We start from the raw sequence: 21,507 nt of genomic DNA on the forward strand, positions 1-21,507 counted from the left end.
AATGAAGCAGTTGCTCTCTGTCCCTGTCAGTGGACAAAACTTCGGTTTGTCGGCGATGACCGAGGAAATTTATGCTACTTTTCAAATTGAAAGTATCCGCTCGACCCGCAGCAGTATCCGTTATATCCTCGATGGCTATGCCCCTCGTGATGAACAAGAAGCCCGCATCTATGGTATGAAGCGCGGACTGGAGTTTATCGCGAATCGTCAGAATAGGATCACCGAGGAGAATCTGCATCACCTATATCAGATCAGCACAGGGGGTTATCTCCCGGATGAAGATCGATTACTGCCAAACCACTTTTATCGGCATGGCGAGGTTTTTATTGTGGGCGGTGAAGAACCAAGACCGGGACTTCCGGCAGAGCGGCTTCCCGGTGCCATGAAATGTCTTGTCGATTTTGCGAATGCCAATGACGGCATGCAACCATTCGGACGTTTGTGATGAAATTCCATGAGATGGGGCTGCTTACTGCAAGAAAAGCAGGAAACAGGGTGTTCTATCATGTCGGTGGGACTTCTGACGGTCGGCCATTACATTGATCGTTGCAACTGTTACCACCCGGACGGAAAAGAAGAAAAAACAGCCCACCCATGTGCTGGTGGATTCCAACCCGGCCTTTGAGGAACCGTCCATGATTCTTCTGGAGCAGATCTTCACGATCGATAAATCCCGCATCGAACGCTTTATGGGCTATGCCAGCAAGGCTGAAATGCTCCGCATTGATATGGCTTTGCTGGTCAGTCTGGCTCTGAACGTTCTGAGCGGAAACCGCAGCGAATAGCGGACAACCAGTAACCCGTAAAAATGAGGTGATAGCGATGTAATCGGAGGTGAGTGAGCCATGCGAAAGAGTGCCCCCATTGAAGTGGTGGTACATTACCCCAAAACGAAAGAGGGATGGGACGAACTCGGAAAACGGGTCGCAACCGCCCACGCCAACTATGTGATCGAAAAAATCGACCGTCTGAACTGCCCCACATGGCAGAAGCTCGAATTGCTGCAGGCGGTGATCGATACTACCAAAGGAACTTACAAACCCAAGGAACACCAAAAGCCCGGCTGGCAGCCGAGCCGATAAACAAAGCCCCACGCTCAACATATGCTTTTCTGCTCCGACCAGAGACGGTCGGATTCAGAGGCAGTGTTGAGCGTGGGGCTTTTTGTGTTACATAAGTTTTTGGAATTTTGCGGACAAAAAATCATTGATTGTTGGCGGCCAATATGGTATTCTTCTTGTAAGGGAAGGTGAAGTGCATGAATCGTCGCAGCGTGAAAATTATGAGAAGAAAAGCAGGGGGAACAGCAGGAAAGAATGCAGAAAAGTATTCGGTCAATCTCCCGGCAGTGTGGCTTCGCGCGATGGGACTTTCAAAAGAGGACCGGGTAGAACTTTCTTTTGACGGTGAAAAAATCACCGTCCGACCGCTTGCATCCACAGACCCGGAACTGTTCCGCAGAAATGCAGAACAGAAAGGACATCAGCTGAAAGAATATCGGTATTATGACGGAGATGTTCTGTGTACCGTGATCCTGGCAGATTTTACAGCGGAGCAGATCTGCATCGAAAACAAAGTTGACGAAATACTGGATACTGCGTTTGGTGTGAACGAAACGCCCTCATGGGAAGACTTCCTGGCCTTTCTGGCAGACCGATGCATTCCGAAAACACGAAAGGGCTTGGATTACTATCTGGATGCTGTTGGCGTTCCGGAATATGACCCGGTTCTGCTTGTTGAAAAGACGCAGGGAAGAATGGCGGAGGATCACAAATGGCTGGAAATTATTTGACGCTGCATGCTATTACCCAAAACAGTTCCACTTTTTGCTGAAAGAGCGTATCGAAACCGTCCTGATGGAGCAGCAGAAAAAGCTTTTTGAAAAGTAAAAGCTCTTGCGTCCCGTGAAAAAAGAAGGTAATATAAATACAGAGCAAGACACAGAACGCAGGGAGGGATGAAAACCATGTTTTACGAGATCATGCACCGGGAAAGCTGTGTGGCACAACTCAGCACGACAGGGGAATGCAGGGTCTGCCTCGAGGATTTCATGCCCTATGATCTGGTTCTGGTGGAATCGGATGATTTTGACGAGCGCATCAATAATGTAACGAACTTTTACTATTGGTGCGCCTCCCGGATGTTGACGTTGGATCGCACCTACGCCAAGGAAATCCTGAACAGTATCGGTGCATCTCAGAGTGCTACGGACAGGGAACGAGCACAGATCGCATTATCCTACCATTGTCTGTCTTTGCTGGATGTGTTCTGGGTGAAAGAAGAAAACGAGAAGATTCGATTCGAGGATATCAACCTTTTTGCACACTCCTTAAGCAATGCGCTTGTGGATATTGCGCTGCGGGGGCACCAAATGACGGTGACAAACGCCCATCTTCTGGCAAATGACCTGTCTACGGGCGGCTTGTACCCCAAGGCGTGGGTGCGAAAAGAGGATGGCTTCTATCTTTACAAGGATGGTGGCAGGGAAGCGGTGGAACGTGAAGTGCTGGCAAGCAAAATCTGCCGGTGCTTTGACTGCCATCAGGTACTGTATGAGCAGGGGATGTTTGAAAATGAGCCGGTTTCCATCAGCAAAATCATGACATCTCAGCGATACAGTCTTGTGACCTATGCAGCCTATGACGTCTACTGCACGAACCATGATTGGAACACGCTGGATAAGATCTTAGAGTTGGATGCTCCCAGCTACTATATGATGAACATTCTGGATTATCTGGTGGGCAATACCGACCGTCATTGGGAAAATTGGGGTCTGCTGGTAGACAACGAAACCAATCAGCCCATCCGTCTGCATGACCTGATGGACTTCAACCGGGCGTTTCAGCAGTACGACACGCCAGAAGGCGCAAACTGTCTGACCGTGGGAAAATGCCATCTGAGCCAAAAAGATGCTGCAGTGGAAGCGGTGCGGAACATCGGACTGAACCAAGTCCGTCAGGTGGAGCACACCGTATTCTCCGAGCATCCGGCATGGAAAGCAACGTTTGAAGAACGACTGCGTGTTTTACGGAACGCCATGTAAGTCAGAGCGAATATCAGGATAATTGAAACAGAATGATTCCATAACGAAAGCCCGTCTGCGCTGCCACATATCGTGGCTTGCAGACGAGCTTTTTCGTTTGGCCGGAGAAAAATTACCATATGATAACAACGGAGATTCGGTCAGCTTTGACTTCGGCAATCATCTTCTGAAATCCGGGTCGGTCGAATTGCGTACCAGAGATATCTGGTGCTCTACGACCGGGACTCTCTGACGGTGAGCCGCAAGCTGTCTGCCTCGGTGGAGGAGTACATCGACGACCACTAAGCAGCCAGCCCAGCGTTTTCCATCATTTGCAGGTAGGGCAGACCGTGGGCATCCCCGGCTCGTTCAATTTCCTTCATCTGCGCAGCCGTCACAATGCGATGTTTCATGTTGGCACCTTCTCTCGAACCCTAAGCAGCTCTCACGGTCTCCAAGGCTCGCTGCCCTGGTTGTTGATATCAATTTGGCACAGCTTCATGGCAGAAAGTGCCGTGTCATGGGACTGGGGCGTGACGCAGGCGCAGCAGGCAGCGTCCACGGAAACATCGCTTTCCGGGAAGGTTGCTTTGCACAGGATGGCATTGGACAGCACGCAGATGCCGGTGCACAGACCCACCAGCTCGATCTCCGGGGCTTCGGTCCCGACGGCGGTCTTGAGCTTTTCCACCAGCAGGGTGGAGCCAAAGGTGGGCTTGCAGATAAAGTGGTCTGCAGGTACGCCTTCCAGCGCCTCCGCCACCAGCGGATTTAGAGCGTGCCCCTCGCTGCCGGCGATGCAGTGAGCCACCGGGAGATGACGCCCCTCGTTGGTCTCCAGATAGTTGTCCGGGTGGGTATCCTGGGTGACAAAGATCTGCTCCGGGCGATAGGTGCGGATCTTTTCCAGCACCTTCGGCAGGATGGCTTCGGCCTCTTTTGTGCCCAGCGAGCCGGTGATAAAGTCGTTCTGCATATCCACTACGATCAGAAATTTCATAGGGGGGTACCTCCCAAACTGATGTGTCAAGACACCTTTTTCTATCAGTATAACGGATAGAGCAAAAATTGCAAGGATTTTGTTTGGAGGCGGTGTTTTTTGGCAGAAAAATAGGGCTTTATGGGAGCGGAATCTTTTCCGCAGAGAGAAATCATGGTATACTGGATCCAAAGTGATCAAATGGGAGGTACCGTTATGAAGTGGGGAATTTTAGCGACCGGCACCATTGCCAAAAAGTTTGCGTCTACGGTGGAACAGATGGGCGCAGAAGGGGAGCAGCTTGTTGCCGTGGGCTCACGGCATCTGAAAAGCGCACAGGCGTTTGCACAGCAGTACGGCATTCCCCGCTGCTATGACTCCTACGAAGCCCTTGCCGCCGACCCGGAGGTGGAGGCTATCTATGTTGCCACTCCCAACACCCTGCACTACGAAAACTGCAAGCTCTGCTTGGGGCATGGCAAGCACGTTCTGTGCGAAAAGCCCTTTACCATCAACCCGGAGCAGGCGCAGGAGCTGTATCGTCTGGCGGAGGAAAAGCACCTCTTTCTCATGGAGGCATTCTGGATCTGGCTGCTGCCGCTGTACGACCGAATGCGCGAGATCCTTACTGCTGGCACCATCGGGGAACTGAAGCAGATCACCTGTCAGTACGGCTTTGTGGCCTCCGGTGCCCGGAAGGACCGCAAGTTTGATTCCAGTCTGGGCGGTGGTGCGCTGCTGGATATCGGCATCTACAATCTGGGCTTTCTGCGCATCCTCACCGGACAGGAACCGGAGAAGGTGGAGACCAAAGAGGTCCACATCAACGAGTACGGCACCGACGATTACAGTCGCCTTGCGCTGACCTACCCCGGCGGCTGCAAGGCGGAGTCCACCCAGACCATTGGGCAGGAGCTGGAGCGCAACGCCCGTATCGTGGGCACCAAGGGCAGCATCTTTCTGCCTGATTTCCAGCACGCCGAGACCATGACGCTGGTAGTGGAGTGCAAAGAGCCGGAGGTCATCCGCTGCCCGGTGGACATCAACGGCTTTGAGTATGAGATCCGGGAAGCAAGCCGCTGCGTCAAGCTGGGGCGTACCGGAAGCGACCGCTACACCCCGCAGGATAGCCTTGCCCTGACCCGTCTGATGTACGACACCCGCATGAGCTGGGGCATGAAGTTTGTGGGCGAGGTGTAAGCGCACACCTTGCCGCAGGTCTTTTGCGTGCGAAAACTATGATATACAGAGAGCGACAACTCGGAATTGATATAAAAAAGAAGGACACATAGATGAAAACAGTGGTTCTTTATAATATTATTTCTTTTATCATCCTCGTTGCTTTGATTTTTGTCTTAAGGATTGTTAGTAAGAGTAATTTAAGACAAAATCAACAACTTGTTATTAAAGTCATTGCAACTATTTTAATTGTTTATGTGATAGCGTTCGTGCTTTTTATTGATGCAATAGCATTTGGCATTATAGGACCAGTTCAAGATTAACAATTCCAGTTTGACAAGGAAGTGCTTTGCATGAAAAAGCGTATATCAAGGATTCTCGGTTTAATAATGCTGATTATAGCTATTGCATTTATAGTGTTTGCATTGAACCATCCAGAAATGAGTTTTCCTTGGAACAATACCATTACTTGGTTACTGTATGGTTTATATATTCTTGTGACAGTCATGTTGCTTATTGCGCCTAAGACGAAGAAGTAAACAATTCGCGTTTGTGGAGCGAAGCGGAACAATGAAAGCCCCAGTGGGGCTTTCAAGCGACCGAACGGTCTTGCGGCAGCAAGATGGAGGGGCCTCGCCCCGACAACTTCCAGTTTGCCGGGCAGACAGGCATCTAAAAAACCATACAAAAACGAGGGAACAGCCATGGTACTTTATTTTACAGGAACCGGCAACAGCCGGTATCTGGCACGGCGCATTGCCGAAGGGCTGGATATGCCGCTTTACGACCTGAACACCTGCATCAAGGCAGGGGATACCGCCCCGGTGCAGACCGGGCAGGATGTGGTGCTGGTCACGCCTACCTACGCATGGCGTATTCCCCGGGTGGTGTCCCAGTGGCTGGGCAAGACTGCGCTGACCGGGGCGGAGCGCATCTGGTTTGTGATGGATTGCGGCAGCGAGATCGGCAATGCGGCAAAATATAACCGGCAGCTTGCGGCGCAAAAGCACCTGCGGTACATGGGTACAGCTCAGATCATCATGCCGGAAAACTACATTGCCATGTTCAATGCGCCGCAAAAAGAGCAGGCCCGGAGCATCGTGGAGCAGGCAGAGCCTGCGCTTCAGAAGGCGCTGGCGCAGGTCAGAGCTGGGCAGGAATTTTCTCCACTGAGAGACACCCGCTACGACCGCTTTATGAGCGGCCCGGTAGACCCGGCGTTCTATCGCTTTTTTGTGAAGGCGGATGCCTTCCGGGCAACGGATGCCTGTATCGGATGCGGCAAGTGCGTGGAGCTGTGCCCCCCTGAACAATATCCGGCTGGAAAACGGCAAGCCGGTCTGGGGCAAACATTGCACCCACTGCATGGCCTGCATCTGCGATTGCCCCAAAGAGGCCGTCGAGTATATTGAAAAGTTGAATCATCAATATATTGATCTGCTGAACGGGGATGGTCTGGCATCTGATAAGTTCTGGGGGCTGAATCGACGCATCCGTGAGGATCGAAAAAGTCTGGGTGTTCAGATGGAACTTCGTAAACCGGATCTGCCGTATACGCTGGTCAATCTGCTGCATGAGAAAATTATCACGGAAGATGACCTGAAGCAATTCAGCAATGTATTGCAAGACGCGGTGAAACAGCTGCAGGAACGAATGGAATAGTGACTGCATACAGCAGCAAAGGAGAAAAAACAATGGAACATCTTTACGAAAAAGCACAGGAGAGTGCGGAATATATCAAAGCGCATACCACCAAACGCCCGAAAATCGCGGTCGTACTCGGCTCCGGCCTTGGCAACCTGACCGCAGACTTTACCGAGACGGAAGAACTGCCCTATAAAGACATTCCGAACTTTCCAGTGTCCACCGTGGCAGGCCATAAAGGCGCATTGCTGGCGGGCAAGCTGGGCGAGAAAGAGGTCTATGCGCTGGAAGGACGATTCCACTTTTATGAAGGCTACTCTATGAAGGAAGTCTGCTACCCGTTCTATGTCCTGAAACTGCTGGGTGTGGAACAGGTGGTGCTGACCAATGCCTGCGGCGGCATCAACCGGGAGTTTGCGCCGGGCACCCTGATGCTCCTCACCGACTTTATCAACATGATGGGTACGAACCCGCTCATCGGCCCCAACGACGAGCGCTTCGGCCCGCGTTTCCCGGACATGACCGAGCCGTACAGTTTGGAACTGCGGAATCTCGCCAAACAGACCGCCGACGAGCTGGGCATTTCCTATCAAGAGGGCGTTTATCTGGGCTTCATGGGTCCCTGCTACGAAACGGCCGCCGAGATCCGTGCCTTTGCGGGCATGGGTGCCGATGCCGTGGGCATGAGCACCGTGCCGGAAACCATGGTCTGCAATTATCTGGGTATGAAGGTGCTGGCCGTCAGCTGTATCACGAACATGGCCACCGGCATCCAGACGGTGAAGCACAGCCACGCCCGCGTGCTGGAGATCGCCAATCAGTCCGGAGAGACCCTGTGCCGCTGGCTGGGCGCAGTGATCCAGAAGATGGAAGGGTGAGAACGCCTTTTTCCGAGAGACTCATAAACAAATAAATATCCCCCGGCTCCGCCGGGGGATATTTATTGCGTCTGTGCCTTTTCCTGCAGGTGGTAGTATGATATACTTGTGACGATAAATCGGAAGTTGCAGGGGATAACAGAGATGAAAAATAGGATAATCGGTGTTATATTTTTAATTGTCTTTGTGTCAATCAACCTTTGGGCCATTTTGACAAAGAACTATTCCAATTCATTTCTGGCAGGAATTGCGGGGATGTGTCTTGTTACCGCAATTCTTTATCTCCGAAAAGGAAAAAAGTGATCCAATTCCTGCGTGTCTGACAAAATAATCCTTCCTTCTGTGATCCAATCACGGAAATTAAAGCTGAGAATTGTTATCATATAGACACAAGAAACACAAAACATTCTCAGGGAGGATTTCGATATGAGTGCAAAGTTTTACATCTGTGACCACTGTGGTAACCTCATCACCACGCTCCACGATGCAGGCGTTCCGATGCTCTGCTGCGGTGAAAAACTGCGGGAGCTGATTCCCAACACTGTAGAAGCCAGCGGCGAAAAGCATCTGCCGGTGGTCGAGCGCTCCGGCAGCACCCTGACCGTCACGGTGGGCGCGGTGGAGCACCCGATGGTGGATGTCCACCATATCCAGTGGCTCTATGTGGAAACGGCGCAGGGCGGCCACATCCGTTATCTCCATCCGGGCGAGGCACCCAGAGCGGCTTTTGAGCTGGGCGACGAGACACCGGTGGCGGTCTATGCCTACTGCAATCTGCATGGCCTGTGGACGACAAAACTCTGATAAAACAATAAGTCCCCTCCGCGCAGATACCCGGAAAGCGAGATCCGGGTCTGCACGGAGGGGACGATTTTGTTATAGCAGAACTTCTTTGGTCTGTTCGATTTCAACAGGGCACTCTGCAAGCAGGCCGGAATGCTGCCGGTACGCATCCGGTTCCATCCGCCATGCGATCCCGCAGCCAGCAGAAAGTTCCCGCGGAACAGGGATCAGCCTGCCGGGAATCCCGTTCTGTTTGCAAAAGGCTTCCAGTTCCATGACCGCAGAAGTAGTGTAGAATGTCAAAACCTGATAGGGCTTTTTTGCTCTCATACGCTGCCGTTATGCCTGAAAGGTGATCTCAAAACAGCCATCCGCCCGCGTGGTCGTCTGACCGTCCTTGTGTTCATACTCCAGCATTTTTTCAATGTTTTTGCGGGTGTGCGCTTCATCACCGAGAACGCGGATCATCTCGCCCGGATGCTCTTCCATCGCATCCATCGTCAGCAACACCGGTTCAGGACAGGAAAGGCCGCGAACGTCCACTTCAACAAATTTAGCCATTGTGCTTTCTCCTTTTTCAGATCACTTTGCCGCTTTTTTACGGCGCAGGTTGGTTGCTGCAATCACAAACAACAGTACAATGCAAACGATGACTGCAATCTTGCCGGGCATGGCCGGGCCGCCGGGAACAGCGGCATCGGTCGCTGTGGCAGCTTTGGCGGCGCTGCCGACCAGATTAAAATTGTGTGCAAAAGCGGCACCCAGAAGCATACCGAGGAACGTTACCGCGCTGTCGGAGGAACCCTGCCCTGCAAGGATCAGCTGACGCAGCGGGCAGCCACCGGCCAATACCGCTGCAAAGCCGACAACGTACATGCCAAGGATGTTCCACAGATGCTGCGAATGTGCAATGGGCTGGCCGGAGAAGCTCAGATGGAAATTGCCGGTGGCAATGTTATAAATGGTCATGACCGCAAACAGCGCGGCAATAATGCTGAGCAGGTCGAAATTCTTCATCAGGATCACATCGCGGATGCTTCCGGCAAAGCACATACGGCTTTTCTGTGCGAGGGCACCGATGACCAATGCGACCACCAGTGCCAGCAGCAGCGGAGCATGCTTGCTGCCGGGGCCTTCCGTGCTTGCCGCATAAGCACCCGTTGCCACACCAATCACCAGCAGAGCAGCCAGCAGAACCGGCAGCACCGCACCGCTGAGCGACTTGGTTTCATAGGCTCTTCCCAGAGAAAAGCCTTTTTTCAAGAAGCAGGAGCCAGTGGCGACACCGCCAGCAAAGCCGATGAGCGCCACATACGCATTCAGGTCACCGGCAGACATCCGTAGCACCATGCGCAGCGGGCAGCCCAGAAAGACCAGTGCACCGATCATCATAACGGCACCCAGCAGAAAACGCACCATCGGCGCAGAACCGGCGGTAGAGCGATACTCTTTGGTTGCCATGGAAATCAGGAACGAGCCGCAGACAAAGCCGACGATCTCAGGGCGGAAATACTGAACGGGTGCAGCGGTGTGCAGTTTGAGCGCGCCTGCCGCGTCGCGGATGAAACAGGCCACGCAGATTGCCATGTTGGCCGGGTTGCCAGACATGGCCAGAAGCATGACCAGAAATCCGATGACCACACCGGACAAGGCCAGCTTCCATGTTTTGTCGAATAATTTCATGATTGCCTCCTTTTTTAGCGGGTGAACTTTACCAGTTCAGTATAACACACACGATTTTTCAGGGGAAATTGATTTTATTGATAATCTGTATGTACTTATTGATATAATCGATGAATGGAACTATAATAGATGAATGGAACTATAATAGAAGAAAAAGCCTTTTCAGCACAAAAAAGGAGCGCAGCATGGATATCCGCCAACTGGAAGCCTTTGTGTATACCGTAAAATACCAGAGTTTTTCCCTTGCGGCTCAAAAGCTTTATCTTTCGCAGCCGACCGTCAGTTCGCATATCAACAATCTGGAAAAAGAACTTCATACACAGCTTTTGAAGCGAACGACCAAGAGTTTGTCGGTTACGCCCGCAGGGCAGACCCTTTACAACTACGCAGCTGAGATCCTGAATCTCCAGCAGAAAGCGATTCTGGAACTTTCCGATAAAAACCAGAAGTTGCTGCACATCGGTGTTTCCTCCGTTCCGTCCCTCTATCTTCTGCCGGAACTGCTTTCGGCGTACCATCAGGAAATGCCGGATGTCCGCTTCCGTACCAGCTGCTCGGACAGTCTGGATGTCATTCGGAAAGTAACAGATGGAACCTGCGATATCGGGCTGGTCGGCACGAAAATTTCGGATACACCCTGCCGCTTTCTGCCGGTCACTTCGGATGAACTTGTGATCGCGGCCCCGGCTACACCGCATTTTCAGGCCTGTCTGGAATTGAAAGATCCGGTTTCCATGCTGCTAAAAGAACCATTTCTCCTGCGGGAGGATACTTCGGGGACAAAACAGGAAACGCTCTATTATCTGAAAAACCGGGGGCTTTCGCTGGACGATTTGAATGTCATCGCTGTGATGGATGATGCCGCTTCGCTGATCCGCTGCATCACACTGGGGATGGGCATCTCCATCCTTTCCCGCGCAACGGTTCAGAACGATGCACAGCTTGGAAAGCTGTTGATCATTCCTCTGGAACAGTCGGCTTTCTTGCGGAAACTCTATATCGTGTATTCTTCCACACAGTTTATGTCGGAACCGACGGCGCACTTTTTTGCGTTTATGAAGCAGTTCTATGCCATTTCCTGAAAAAGGAAACGATGGCTCCCGGCCTGTGGATGACAAAACTCTGATAAAACGAAACGTCCCTTCTGCGCAGATACCCGGAACGTGAGATCCAGGCCTGCACGGAGGGGACGTGCGTTGTTTCAGAGCTGTCACAGGCATTTGCCGCAGCCGTGCCACGGATTCCAGATATCGTGCAGGATGACCACCTCCCATTAAAACACCGGGTGCCACTCGTCTCGTATGCCGATGTCGTCACAGACGATTTTGCCGCAGAGCGGTGCGGACGATACTGCCGTGTGCAGCGGCTTGTAACTGTCAAAGGTGACGGTCAGGTCGGCACGGACGGCACCTTCGGCTACCTCGCCGGTGTCGGTGCTGATGCCGCTGGGCAGGTCTACCGCCAGAACAAATGCGCCGTTTTCATGCTGACAATTCATCAGCGCACAGGCGGCAAGGCCGGAAGGACGCAGACTGCCATGGAATCCGGTGCCGTAGAGCGCATCCACGACAGCAGTAAATGGTTCATGCGAAAGCCCGGAGCCGTCGGAGCAAATTTCCACCGGCAGACCGTGCAGGCGTTCAAAATTTGTGATGGCATCGGGCGTTTTCGGCTCACCCTCGGCCAGAAGGACGGTCACCTTCCAGCCCTCTTTTGCGGCGGCGCGGGCGATGACAAAACCGTCCCCGCCGTTGTTGCCCTTTCCGCAGACCACCAGCAGAGAGCCGGGCTGCGGAAGGACGTTTTTCAGTTCGGCGTAGGCTGCAAGCCCGGCGTTCTCCATCATCTGCAGATAGGGCAGGCCGTGAGCATTTCCGGCCTGTTCGATGGCCTTCATCTGTGCAGCCGTGACAATACGATGCTTCATTTCGGAACCTCCACGTTTCGGTCTTATCGCCCGATGATCCTCCATTCAGCCAGCAGGATCACCAGAAAAATCAGGTTGGACAGGGTGAACAGCTTGAAGTAGCGGCCTTTTTCCTCCGGCAGCTCCCGCGCGATCTGGCGGTAGGAAATCAGGCTGGCCATGGACGCGATCAGGGTGCCAAGGCCGCCGAGATTCGTGCCGATGATAAGCGCGGCGGTTTCATCCGTGAACCCGGACAGGAGCAGGGCAGCGGGAACATTGCTGGTGACCTGCGAAGCCAGAACTGCCACCAGCACTTCCCGCCCGGCGAGGATGGCTTGCAGCCAGCCCGAAAAGGCCGGGATGCGCCCCAGATTGCCGATGAAAACGAAGAATGCCACAAAGGTCAGCAGCAGGGAGTAATCCACATTGCGGAGAGTGGAGCGGTCAGCGCAGAGGGTACAGACCAGCACAGCGGCAAAGGCAACGCCGTAGGGCAATACCCGGACGACCGCCAGCAGACAGACCGCAAACAGCACCGCATCCAGCAGGATGATTTTCCGGTCTGCGGTGGTGTTCGGCTGCTCCGGGAGCGCACCGATGCAGGAGGATGCCTGTTTGCGGCAGACCGCGACCGCCCAGCCCACCAGAAGCAGCAGCGAAACGATTGTGTAGGGGAACATGAGCAGGAGGAACTCCGCCATGCTCATTCCGCTTTTGCCGTAGAGGTAGAGGTTCTGTGGGTTGCCGATGGGCGTGAGCATACTGCCAAGGTTGGCCGCGATGGTCTGCATGCACACCACTGGGATGGTCAGCGCCCGGCGGGTGTCCGGCGCAAGGCCGCTCAGCACCACAAAGGTAAAGGGGACAAAGGTCAGCAGGGAAACGTCGTTGGTGATGATCATGCTCCCGAAGAAGCACAGTCCGACCAGAACGAGCACCAGCTGCAAGGTGCTGCCGGTCCGTGCCAACAGCGCCCGGCCCATCCGGTCAAAAACGCCCTGCCGCCGCAGTCCGGCCATGATGGTCATTAGGGAAAATAGAATAGCGAGCGTGCGCAGGTTGATGTAACCGAGGTAGTCTGCATCCGGCGGCACAAAGAACATGGAGAGCACGGCCAGTACGGCGGCGACCGAAAGAACGGTCTCCTGTTTGAGAAATCGCTTTAACTTCATTTGAAATTCCATAGCATCCGCTTTCTTTCAAGAATAATCGATACATCCTTTAGTATAGTAGATGTGGAACAAAATGCAAGTTTTTTGCAGCGGTGAGTGATGGAACAGCGCAATTCAAAAAGTTGGATGTTTCATTGAAAATGCCAGTGCAACGAAATGCGCGGAACAGGTCGTTGAGGAAGAAGAAAACGCAGTTAAATGAAAACAGGGTGTGCCAAGCAGGTGGTTGCAACGAGAAACAATGAAAAGAATTTTTGTGAAGGTGATGAGTTACGAGATGGAGCACAGCTTTCTCCGCAATGATCTCGATTGAAAACAACTGCACATATAAAGCAAAAAAGGAATATTCTTACTTGTCAATTTGCTGTAGAAAATCACCTGAGTTTGGGCAAAATTGATAAAGTGAAAAAGAAACCCGTTCCCATCTTGACACTCCGCAAAGAATATGGTATTGTAATCAAGCATAGAATAAATTTCCATTCAAGTGCTTAATTTGTTCGTGCCTTACAAAAAAGAAAAATGTACGTGAGCAGCGTCGTTGGATTGTTACCGTTTGGCGGGCTAGACCAACTCTGCATAGCACAAGCCGAAAGCGTGTTTCAGCCTTCGGTATGTTTGCTGTGTCGAGGATGGTCTTTTTTATTGCCTTTTTCAACTTGAGGAGGAGAAACAATGCAATATACCGTCAAAAAACCGATCAACAACAACATTCTGCGCGTGGTGGATCCCACGGGCTGTGAGCTGATCGTCACCGGGCGCGGTCTGGGCTTTGGCGTTAAGCCGGGCTATAAAATTGAGGCTGAAACCGTGGAGCGCAGCTACCGCATGACCAGCCCTGCCGTGCAGCAGAAGTTGGTGGAACTTCTGGAACAGATCCCGTATGAGCATCTGCTGCTCACCGATGAGCTGGTGGCAATGATCCGCAGTCGGGTGAACTACCCGCTGAACGAAAGCCTGCTCATCACGCTGGCCGACCACATCAGTTTTGCCATCCAGCGCAGCGAGCAGGGGATTCGCTTTTCCAACCCGCTGATGGCTCCCATTCGGGAATTCTACCCGGAAGAGTATCGCCTTGGTATGGAGTGCCTTGCCACCATCCGCCAGCGCTGCCATGCAGACCTTTCGGACGACGAGGGTGGCTTCATTGCGCTGCACATCGTCAATGCGGAGCTCAACACCACCATGAGCGTGGTGAACGATGTCACCCGCTTTGTGGATGGCTGCGTGCAGGTAGTGGAATACTTTTACAACTGCCATTTTGACCGGGATGCACTGGATTTCAGCCGCTTTACAGTGCATTTGCGCTTTTTTGCGCAACGCGTATTTCAAGGAAAGCAGGAGCAGGAAAACGATACCCACGACGAAGTGTTCCGCGCCCTGATCGCCCGCAATTGCAGCGAACACTACAAATGCGCCTGCTGCATTGCGGAATATGTCCGCAACACATGGCACAAGGAGCTTTCGGACGAGGAACTGGTGTTCCTTACGATCCATCTGAAACGGATTCGGATGGGGAAATAAGCCGCCCGCCTGCCGTACCTTTGATTCTCCGCAGGCCACGCCTGCGTGTGGATATATATGCTGGATACGAACTTGAGAAAAGGAGAACTGAAGATGAAAGACAAGATCTTTGGCGTGCTGCAGCGTGTCGGACGCAGCTTTATGCTGCCCATTGCACTGCTGCCCGTGGCGGGCCTGCTGCTGGGCATTGGCAGCTCGTTCACCAACGAGACGATGCTGGCGGCTTATGGCCTGAACAGCGTCATCCACCCCGGTACCCTGATCTACACCATTCTGGACGTGATGAGCCAGACCGGCAGCGCCGTGTTCAACAACCTGGCCCTGCTGTTCGCCATGGGCGTGGCCATCGGCATGGCCCGCAAGGAAAAAGAGGTGGCCGCTCTGTCCGGTGCGGTGGCCTATATCATTATGAATACGGCCATTCAGGCCATGATCAACGCCGCAGGCGGCGTGGACGCAATGCCCGCCAACTCCACCACCACCATGCTGGGCATCACCACCCTGCAGATGGGCGTGTTCGGCGGTATCGTGGTCGGTCTGGGCGTGGCAGCCCTGCACAACAAGTTCTATAAGATTGAGCTGCCGCAGGTGCTGGCCTTCTTCGGCGGCACCCGCTTTGTGCCCATCATCAGTTCCATCGTGTATCTGGTGGTCGGCATCGCCATGTTCTACATCTGGCCGGTGGTGCAGAACGGCATTGCTGCGCTGGGCGCACTGGTGCTGGCTTCCGGCTACGCAGGCACCTTTATCTACGGCCTGCTGGAGCGCGCACTGATCCCCTTCGGCCTGCACCATGTGTTCTATATGCCGTTCTGGCAGACCGCTGTGGGCGGCACCGCCATCATCGACGGTGTGACCGTGACCGGCGCCCAGAACATCTTCTTTGCAGAGCTGGCCTCCAAGTCCACCACGGTGTTCTCGGTCAGCGCTACCCGCTTCATGGCCGGTAAGTTCCCCTTTATGATGTTCGGTCTGCCCGGCGCGGCGTTGGCGATGTACCAGTGCGCCAAGCCGGAAAAGAAAAAGGCGGCAGGCGGCCTGCTGCTTTCCGCAGCCCTGACCGCCTTCCTCACCGGCATCACCGAGCCGCTGGAATTTACCTTTATCTTTGTGGCTCTGCCCATGTACGCCGTGCACTGCGTGCTGGCGGGCCTGTCCTTCATGCTCATGCATATCCTGAACGTGGGCGTGGGCATGACTTTCTCCGGCGGTCTGATCGATCTGGTGCTGTTCGGCGCGATGCAGGGCAACGCCAAGACCCACTGGATCTGGGTAGTCGTTGTGGGTGCGGTGTATTTTGTGCTGTACTACATCATTTTCCGCTTTATGATCTCCAAGTTCAACTACAAGACCCCGGGCCGTGACGATGCCGAGGAAGTCAAGCTGTACACCCGTGCGGACGTGAACGCCCGCAGCGCCGCTTCCGGCAGCACCGCCCCCGCAGGGGATGATCCGGTCAGCGCCCTGATCGTAGAAGGTCTGGGCGGTGCCGACAACCTGTCCGACGTGGACTGCTGCGCCACCCGCCTGCGCTGCACCGTCAAGGATGTTGCGCTGGTCAAACAGGATGTGCTCAAGGCCTCCGGTGCCTCCGGCGTGATCTGCAAGGGCGACGGTGTGCAGGTGGTATACGGCCCCAAGGTGGCCGTCATCAAGGCAAAGCTGGAAGATTATCTGGAAAATGCACCTAAGACCCCGGCGGCGACCGCAACACCCGCCCCGGCGGCCCCCGCAGCAAAGGATACCGTGCTGTCTGCCTGCCTGAACGGCACTGTAGTGCCGCTGGCCGATGTGAAGGATGAAGCCTTTGCCAGCGGTGCACTGGGGGACGGCATTGCCATTGAGCCCACCGATGGTGAACTGGTGGCACCTGCTGACGGCGAGATCTCTTCCACCTTTGAGACCCACCATGCCGTGGGCATGACCACGGCTGACGGTGCCGAACTGCTGATGCACATCGGCATCGATACGGTCAAGCTGGGTGGCAAGCACTTCACCTACCTCGTCAACGAGGGCGACAAGGTAAAGAAAGGCCAGCCGTTGATCCGCTTTGAACTGGAAGCCATTAAGGCCGAAGGCTATCCCGTGACTACGCCGCTCATTGTCTGCAATACCGATGACTATGCCGCTGTCGCGGCTAAAGCCAGTGGCACCGTAAAGCAGGGCGATGCGCTGCTGGAACTGAAGCACTAAGCGTTTCTCCCAAACTGTAAGGCAGGGTTGTTATAAAGGGGGCTGTTGCAAAATAGCCCCAACGAAAAAATGAGATAGACTTCCCCAAAAGGGGTTGCCTATCTCATTTTTTTAGGATGAAGAAAACCACATGAGGGAGGAACGAAAAATGGATCACAGCGCACAGGATGCCCTGCCGCCTACATCAGCGGTTATTGATGCAATCACAGTTGGCGTTATAGGATCCGTTCCCGATCGACAATTTGGCTTTGCACGAAAAAAACGGTGATTTGTATAAAAAAGATTCCATGGATTTAAAAAAGTATGATTCTTTTGCGGACTTTGGCACTCTGCTATGGACGCTGCTGATAAACGGCGCGGTATAGAACAGTGGCATGCTCGGGAGAAGGCAAAAAAGGAGAGCTGAAAGGCTCCCCGGAAAGCCCTTCAGAATGAGCGTTAAAAGCGATTTTATCAAAATGTTATAACAATATTGCCCCTGTCAGCTGTGTGGGATGAAACCAAAGCTGACAGGGGCATTCTTCAATGTGGAAGATCACTGCTTTCCCGAAGAACGGATTGCAAGTGCGTGCAGCTTCCGGCTCAAATCGGCCAGACACCATGCGATTGCCATACCGCCGGCAATTCCAAGAGCGGCCAGAAAGGTCTGCTCTCCGAAATGCCCTGCAGCAGACAAATCATTGGAGACGACTGCGTTCATGCAGTAATAGAGGGTGCTTCCGGGAATGAGGGGAATGGCAGCGGTGATGAAGAAAGGCGTAGAGGGTGCATTGCAGCATCGGGCAAGAATTTCGGCATACAGAGCGGTACAGAAACCGGCCAACAGATTGGCAAGAAAGACGCTGCGCAGGGTGTTGGCGGCAAGAAGATAAGCCAGCCATGCCAGAAGTCCGCCTACACCGGCGGCGGGTAAGTAGCGCCGGTTCAGATTGAAGATCAGTCCAAAACCGACCGAACCAAGGGCAGCACTGAGCAACTGCGAAAAAACCTGTATCATGCGGAAATTCCTCCCATCAACCAGATGGCGGCCATTATGCCGAGTGCAAGGGTGGCGGCCATCAGAATGGCTTCCACCAGTCGAAGAGAGCCGGAAATAATGTCCCCAAGTAGGATGTCCCGGATGGAATTTGTCAGCATGATGCCGGGAATCAGCAGCATGATGATGCCAATCAGAACTTTATCGGCATGAAACTGCATCCCAAAGCGGCAGAGCAGCAGAGTGGAGACACCGCTGAGAAAGGATGCTATAAACTGAAATTCTACGCCATTCATACAAAAAGGCGAGAGATAGCGCTCCATCCAGCAAATCAGAACGGCAATGCCGCCGGCCAGCAGGCCGTCCCAGAGATTTCCACCAAAGAAGATGGCAAAACTGGAAGCAGCCAACACACTGCCGGCAAGATGCAGTCTTGGGTCCGGATGCTGTGCCAGAATGGCATTCAGCTGGCGCTGAAACTCTTCTATGGAAGGAGGCGCTGTGCAGATACGGCGGCTGAGCGCATTGAGCTTTTCCAAGGTCAGCAGGTCATTGCTGGCAGCGTGACGCAGGCGGCGGGTCTCGGTCTGCGGCGGCAGCGAGGGCATGGTAAGCGTGACCACGATGCTGGATGTGATCACGAATACATTCACATCTTCTGCCCCATAGGCGATTGCGATCCGGTTCAAAGTGTCCTCAACGCGGAATACTTCTGCGCCGCTGTTTTGTAAAGCTTCGCCCATTCGGACCAGAATGTGGAGAAAATGACTGATCTCGGTCTCTTCCACAATATCACTCTCTTTTCATCTCGGTTTCCACATTATTATAGCGGGTGGACCGGCAGAACGCAAGACGCTGCAAGGACAGAGAGACTTTTTGACAACTGCATGGTTTACGCGGGCAATGGATCGCCTGGTTCTGAAGAAACGGCTTGCATCCGTTCTGTCACAGCGAAAGACTACGATCAGAGAAGAAAAAATTGAATCCAGTGCAAACGATTTTGCCGAGAATTGCATGAAATATTATAAAAGTATTATTCTTTTATGAATTTTAGCACTCTACTATTGACACTGCTAATAAACGGTGCTATAACAGTGGCGTGCTCAGGAGAAAGGGGCATGAGGGAACCGCAAGGCTCCCGGGAAGACTCCGCTCCTGATGCACGATCTTGATTTTATGCCCGACCCGAACGCCGGGATTGGAGGGTTGTTTTATGTTTATGCCTGCTGTTTTCCATGAAAATCTGTTCGATGATTTCTTTGATCCGTTCTGGAACGACGGTGCGCTGGAGCGTGCAATGAATCGTGAAGAGCGTGAAGCCTTCGGCAAGCGCGGCGCAAACATGATGAAAACCGATGTGAAGCAGACCGCCGATGGCAACTATGATGTGGCTGTTGACCTGCCCGGCTGCAAGAAGGAAGACGTTCAGATGGAACTGAGCGACGGCTACCTGACCATTCAGGCCGTCCGCAGCCACTCCAATGATGAGAAGGACAACGATGGCCGTTATCTGCGCCGTGAGACCTTCTCCGGTACCTGTGCCCGCAGCTTCTATGTGGGTGATGCCGTGAAGAAGGAGGACATCCACGCAAAGTTCGAGGATGGCATCCTGCACATCGTGCTGCCCGCACCGCAGCAGCAGAAGGCTCTGCCTGCGAATCCCAATCTCATTGAAATCGAATAACGTTTGTGCACCGGTGTGAGGAACACCGGCGCATAAAACCAACCCCCGGAGAACCGTAAAAAGCTCTTCGGGGGTTTTTGTATTCTGATATCTCTACTTGATGGGATGAATTATTTCCGACTTGTCAGCCGGTTGAGCAGCATCACAGCCAGAACAATGACACCAATGACGAGAAGAATGCCGACCATGCCGATGAGCATCATGGGCATGGTGGTCATCCACGAAGAAAGATGAAGCATAAGTGTACCTCCGTTAAGCCATCAGGGTCAGAATCAGGCCGCCTGCAATGACGGATGCGATCTGCCCCGAAACGTTGACGCTGATGGAGTACATCAGCAGGAAATTCTGGTTATCTTCTTCCAATCCCATCTTGTTGACCACACGGCCGCTCATGGGGAAGGCCGAGATGCCGGCTGCACCGATCATCGGGTTCAGTTTTTTGCCTTCGGGCAGGAACAGGTTCAGCAGCTTTGCAAACAGCACGCCGCCTGCGGTATCAAAAACGAAGGCTACCAGACCCAGTGCAAGGATGAGCAGGGTATCGGGCCGGACAAATTTGTCAGCGGTCATCTGTCCGGCCACGGTCAGGCCCAGCACGATGGTGATGAGGTTTGCCAGCACATTCTGCGCGGTTTCGCTGAGGGCGTTCAGTACGCCGCACTCCCGCAGCAGGTTGCCGAACATCAGAAAACCAACTAGAGCTACGCTGGCAGGAGCTACCATACCGGCAATGATGGTTACCACAATGGGGAACAGGATCTTCGTCAGCTGGCTGACATTGCCCTTTTCATAGGGCATCCGGATGCGGCGGTCCTTCTGGGTGGTCAGCAGTTTAATGACCGGCGGCTGCACGATGGGCACCAGAGCCATGTAACTGTACGCTGCCACCATGATGGCACCAAGGTACTGGGAGTTGAGGGTGTTAGCTACAAAAATGGCGGTGGGACCGTCCGCTGCACCAATGACAGCGATGGAAGCAGCATCCTTCAGATCAAAGAAGAAGCCTGCCAGAAACAGGGTGAAGAAAATACCAAACTGCGCTGCGGCACCAAAGAGCATGAGCCACGGCTTTTCCAGCAGGGGGCCAAAGTCGATCATAGCACCAATGCCGATGAAAAGCAGCAGGGGAAACAGCTCGTTGGACATGCCTGCTTCAAACAGGGAGGAAATGGGGCCTACGGTATCGCCCTGCGTGATGGCACCGGACAGCGGCAGATTGACCAGAATGGCTCCGAAGCCCATGGGCAGCAGCAGGCTCGGCTCCATCTTTTTGGCGATGGCAAGGTAGATGAGCAATGCACCAATGCCCCACATCACCACCATCTGCCAGGTCAGGTTTCCAAAATTGGAAAACAGACTTGCGAATGTGTTCAGAAAGTTCATAGTTTTCTTGCCTCCTATTGTGCTCCGGTGCGGTGACAAGAAAAAAGAGACTCCCGCCACAGCACCTTGTCTGTGACAAAAGTCTCAAGCGAACACATGACATCGGGCATTTCTGCCGTGATGACGCTGCCATGCAGCAGTCTCCCGAAGAATAAGCCGGAACACTGCCCTTTACTCCCTTTTATCAGATGTATTAAAACAGAATATGGGAAAACTGTCAAGAAAAATACAGAAATCTTTTCTGTATCTTATGAGGGTCTTTCCGCTGTGGTTCACGCAAGCTGATTACAGCAAGGCCTTTCTGGAAGCTCACCGGGAGGCAATCACCCTGCACAAGGCGGCGAAAGCTGCCTTTGACGAAGCCGGGCTGCAAAAACTGCCGAAGGTCAAGGAGTTGGATGCAGAGTTCGCAGAACTTCTGACCAAATAGTGTTCACAAGCATAAACTCTTGAAATGCTTCTGTCATAATGTTACAATACATGCTAGATACGTTGGTATAT

General features: G+C 53.2%; 25 protein-coding genes and 1 pseudogene. 16 read left to right on the plus strand and 10 right to left on the minus strand.

The features are described 5' to 3' along the window. Position 1 precedes the first annotated feature (1 nt). The 5 genes from DW937_RS12670 (at position 2) to DW937_RS12690 (ending at position 3,043) form a co-directional block, all read left to right on the plus strand. Entirely contained in the window at positions 2-445 is a 444-nt protein-coding gene (locus tag DW937_RS12670) for a hypothetical protein (protein ID WP_243111480.1), read from the plus strand. A gap of 94 nt (positions 446-539) precedes the next feature. Further along, positions 540-785: a type II toxin-antitoxin system PemK/MazF family toxin gene (locus DW937_RS12675; protein WP_243111481.1), complete on the plus strand. Its 246-nt coding sequence runs from the start codon at positions 540-542 to the stop codon at positions 783-785. 60 nt (positions 786-845) lie between these two features. Beyond that, complete coding sequence (locus DW937_RS12680; RefSeq protein WP_005922522.1) at positions 846-1,082, plus strand: hypothetical protein; 237 nt, start codon at positions 846-848, stop codon at positions 1,080-1,082. Positions 1,083-1,258: 176 nt separating this feature from the next. Beyond that, entirely contained in the window at positions 1,259-1,792 is a 534-nt protein-coding gene (locus DW937_RS12685) for an AbrB/MazE/SpoVT family DNA-binding domain-containing protein (protein WP_133300982.1), read from the plus strand. Between the two features lie 165 nt (positions 1,793-1,957). Next, positions 1,958-3,043 (plus strand): hypothetical protein, encoded by a 1,086-nt coding sequence (locus DW937_RS12690; RefSeq protein WP_120019621.1) that lies wholly within the window; start codon positions 1,958-1,960, stop codon positions 3,041-3,043. A 424-nt stretch (positions 3,044-3,467) separates the two neighbouring features. On the opposite strand, the gene DW937_RS12705 is transcribed toward DW937_RS12690, so the two are convergent. Further along, the gene (locus DW937_RS12705) at positions 3,468-4,022 is read right to left on the minus strand and encodes an isochorismatase family cysteine hydrolase (protein WP_120121149.1); all 555 of its coding nucleotides are present in this window, start codon (positions 4,020-4,022) and stop codon (positions 3,468-3,470) included. 195 nt (positions 4,023-4,217) lie between these two features. On the opposite strand from DW937_RS12705, the gene DW937_RS12710 reads away from it, so the two are divergent. From DW937_RS12710 to DW937_RS12735, 6 genes are all read left to right on the plus strand, one after another. Then, positions 4,218-5,201, plus strand: a complete 984-nt coding sequence (locus tag DW937_RS12710) for a Gfo/Idh/MocA family oxidoreductase (RefSeq protein WP_120121151.1) — start codon at positions 4,218-4,220, stop codon at positions 5,199-5,201. Positions 5,202-5,293: 92 nt separating this feature from the next. Next, entirely contained in the window at positions 5,294-5,503 is a 210-nt protein-coding gene (locus DW937_RS12715) for a hypothetical protein (protein WP_097774733.1), read from the plus strand. Positions 5,504-5,884: 381 nt separating this feature from the next. Continuing rightward, entirely contained in the window at positions 5,885-6,592 is a 708-nt protein-coding gene (locus tag DW937_RS12725; RefSeq protein WP_347561912.1) for an EFR1 family ferrodoxin, read from the plus strand. 4 nt (positions 6,593-6,596) lie between these two features. Then, a complete protein-coding gene (locus tag DW937_RS14950) occupies positions 6,597-6,842 on the plus strand; it encodes a multidrug transporter (RefSeq protein ID WP_165852935.1) in 246 nt (81 codons plus the stop codon). Between the two features lie 32 nt (positions 6,843-6,874). Next, positions 6,875-7,702, plus strand: a complete 828-nt coding sequence (locus tag DW937_RS12730) for a purine-nucleoside phosphorylase (protein ID WP_120121152.1) — start codon at positions 6,875-6,877, stop codon at positions 7,700-7,702. Between the two features lie 426 nt (positions 7,703-8,128). Then, on the plus strand, positions 8,129-8,506 hold the full coding sequence (locus tag DW937_RS12735; protein WP_120019626.1) for a desulfoferrodoxin family protein: 378 nt from the start codon (positions 8,129-8,131) through the stop codon (positions 8,504-8,506). A gap of 72 nt (positions 8,507-8,578) precedes the next feature. Here DW937_RS12735 and DW937_RS12740 read toward each other — a convergent pair whose 3' ends face one another. From DW937_RS12740 to yedE, 3 genes are read right to left on the minus strand one after another with little or no spacing between them, the layout of a single operon-like run. Next, positions 8,579-8,815 carry a DUF3343 domain-containing protein gene (locus DW937_RS12740; RefSeq protein WP_097778274.1) on the minus strand — a complete coding sequence of 79 codons (237 nt, stop codon included), beginning with the start codon at positions 8,813-8,815 and terminating at the stop codon, positions 8,579-8,581. A gap of 9 nt (positions 8,816-8,824) precedes the next feature. Then, the gene (locus DW937_RS12745; RefSeq protein ID WP_097778273.1) at positions 8,825-9,046 is read right to left on the minus strand and encodes a sulfurtransferase TusA family protein; all 222 of its coding nucleotides are present in this window, start codon (positions 9,044-9,046) and stop codon (positions 8,825-8,827) included. Positions 9,047-9,067: 21 nt separating this feature from the next. After that, positions 9,068-10,168 (minus strand): YedE family putative selenium transporter, encoded by a 1,101-nt coding sequence (yedE, locus tag DW937_RS12750; RefSeq protein ID WP_120121154.1) that lies wholly within the window; start codon positions 10,166-10,168, stop codon positions 9,068-9,070. A gap of 185 nt (positions 10,169-10,353) precedes the next feature. Here yedE and DW937_RS12755 point away from each other — a divergent pair, with 185 nt between their 5' ends. Next, positions 10,354-11,250 (plus strand): selenium metabolism-associated LysR family transcriptional regulator, encoded by an 897-nt coding sequence (locus DW937_RS12755; protein ID WP_165852936.1) that lies wholly within the window; start codon positions 10,354-10,356, stop codon positions 11,248-11,250. Between the two features lie 191 nt (positions 11,251-11,441). Here the strand turns inward: DW937_RS12755 and DW937_RS12760 are convergent, their stop codons facing one another. Together DW937_RS12760 and DW937_RS12765 are read right to left on the minus strand one after the other, a co-directional pair. After that, the gene (locus DW937_RS12760) at positions 11,442-12,095 is read right to left on the minus strand and encodes an NAD(P)H-hydrate epimerase (RefSeq protein ID WP_120121157.1); all 654 of its coding nucleotides are present in this window, start codon (positions 12,093-12,095) and stop codon (positions 11,442-11,444) included. A 23-nt stretch (positions 12,096-12,118) separates the two neighbouring features. Beyond that, positions 12,119-13,249 carry an SLC13 family permease gene (locus tag DW937_RS12765; RefSeq protein WP_120121210.1) on the minus strand — a complete coding sequence of 377 codons (1,131 nt, stop codon included), beginning with the start codon at positions 13,247-13,249 and terminating at the stop codon, positions 12,119-12,121. Positions 13,250-13,921: 672 nt separating this feature from the next. On the opposite strand from DW937_RS12765, the gene DW937_RS12770 reads away from it, so the two are divergent. Next, on the plus strand, positions 13,922-14,770 hold the full coding sequence (locus DW937_RS12770; protein WP_120121159.1) for a PRD domain-containing protein: 849 nt from the start codon (positions 13,922-13,924) through the stop codon (positions 14,768-14,770). A 93-nt stretch (positions 14,771-14,863) separates the two neighbouring features. Then, positions 14,864-16,963 carry a PTS transporter subunit IIABC gene (locus DW937_RS12775; protein ID WP_120121161.1) on the plus strand — a complete coding sequence of 700 codons (2,100 nt, stop codon included), beginning with the start codon at positions 14,864-14,866 and terminating at the stop codon, positions 16,961-16,963. A 535-nt stretch (positions 16,964-17,498) separates the two neighbouring features. Here the strand turns inward: DW937_RS12775 and DW937_RS12780 are convergent. Together DW937_RS12780 and DW937_RS12785 are read right to left on the minus strand one after the other, a co-directional pair. Beyond that, positions 17,499-17,960 (minus strand): threonine/serine exporter family protein, encoded by a 462-nt coding sequence (locus DW937_RS12780; protein ID WP_097778267.1) that lies wholly within the window; start codon positions 17,958-17,960, stop codon positions 17,499-17,501. After that, positions 17,957-18,727, minus strand: a complete 771-nt coding sequence (locus DW937_RS12785) for a threonine/serine exporter family protein (protein WP_120121163.1) — start codon at positions 18,725-18,727, stop codon at positions 17,957-17,959. The genes DW937_RS12780 and DW937_RS12785 overlap by 4 nt, the downstream gene beginning before the upstream one ends. A gap of 425 nt (positions 18,728-19,152) precedes the next feature. Between DW937_RS12785 and DW937_RS12790 the strand changes: the two genes are divergently transcribed. Continuing rightward, positions 19,153-19,623 (plus strand): Hsp20/alpha crystallin family protein, encoded by a 471-nt coding sequence (locus tag DW937_RS12790; RefSeq protein ID WP_097778265.1) that lies wholly within the window; start codon positions 19,153-19,155, stop codon positions 19,621-19,623. A gap of 110 nt (positions 19,624-19,733) precedes the next feature. On the opposite strand, the gene DW937_RS12795 is transcribed toward DW937_RS12790, so the two are convergent. Next, positions 19,734-19,862, minus strand: a complete 129-nt coding sequence (locus DW937_RS12795; protein WP_097778264.1) for an oxaloacetate decarboxylase — start codon at positions 19,860-19,862, stop codon at positions 19,734-19,736. A 13-nt stretch (positions 19,863-19,875) separates the two neighbouring features. Beyond that, positions 19,876-21,006 carry a sodium ion-translocating decarboxylase subunit beta gene (locus DW937_RS12800; RefSeq protein WP_120121165.1) on the minus strand — a complete coding sequence of 377 codons (1,131 nt, stop codon included), beginning with the start codon at positions 21,004-21,006 and terminating at the stop codon, positions 19,876-19,878. A gap of 262 nt (positions 21,007-21,268) precedes the next feature. On the opposite strand from DW937_RS12800, the pseudogene DW937_RS12805 reads away from it, so the two are divergent. Further along, positions 21,269-21,433: pseudogene (locus DW937_RS12805) on the plus strand (relaxase); the annotation flags it as partial. Positions 21,434-21,507 lie beyond the last annotated feature (74 nt).

It is taken from the genome of Faecalibacterium sp. AM43-5AT, assembly GCF_003603345.1.
Lineage (GTDB): Bacteria > Bacillota > Clostridia > Oscillospirales > Ruminococcaceae > Faecalibacterium > Faecalibacterium taiwanense.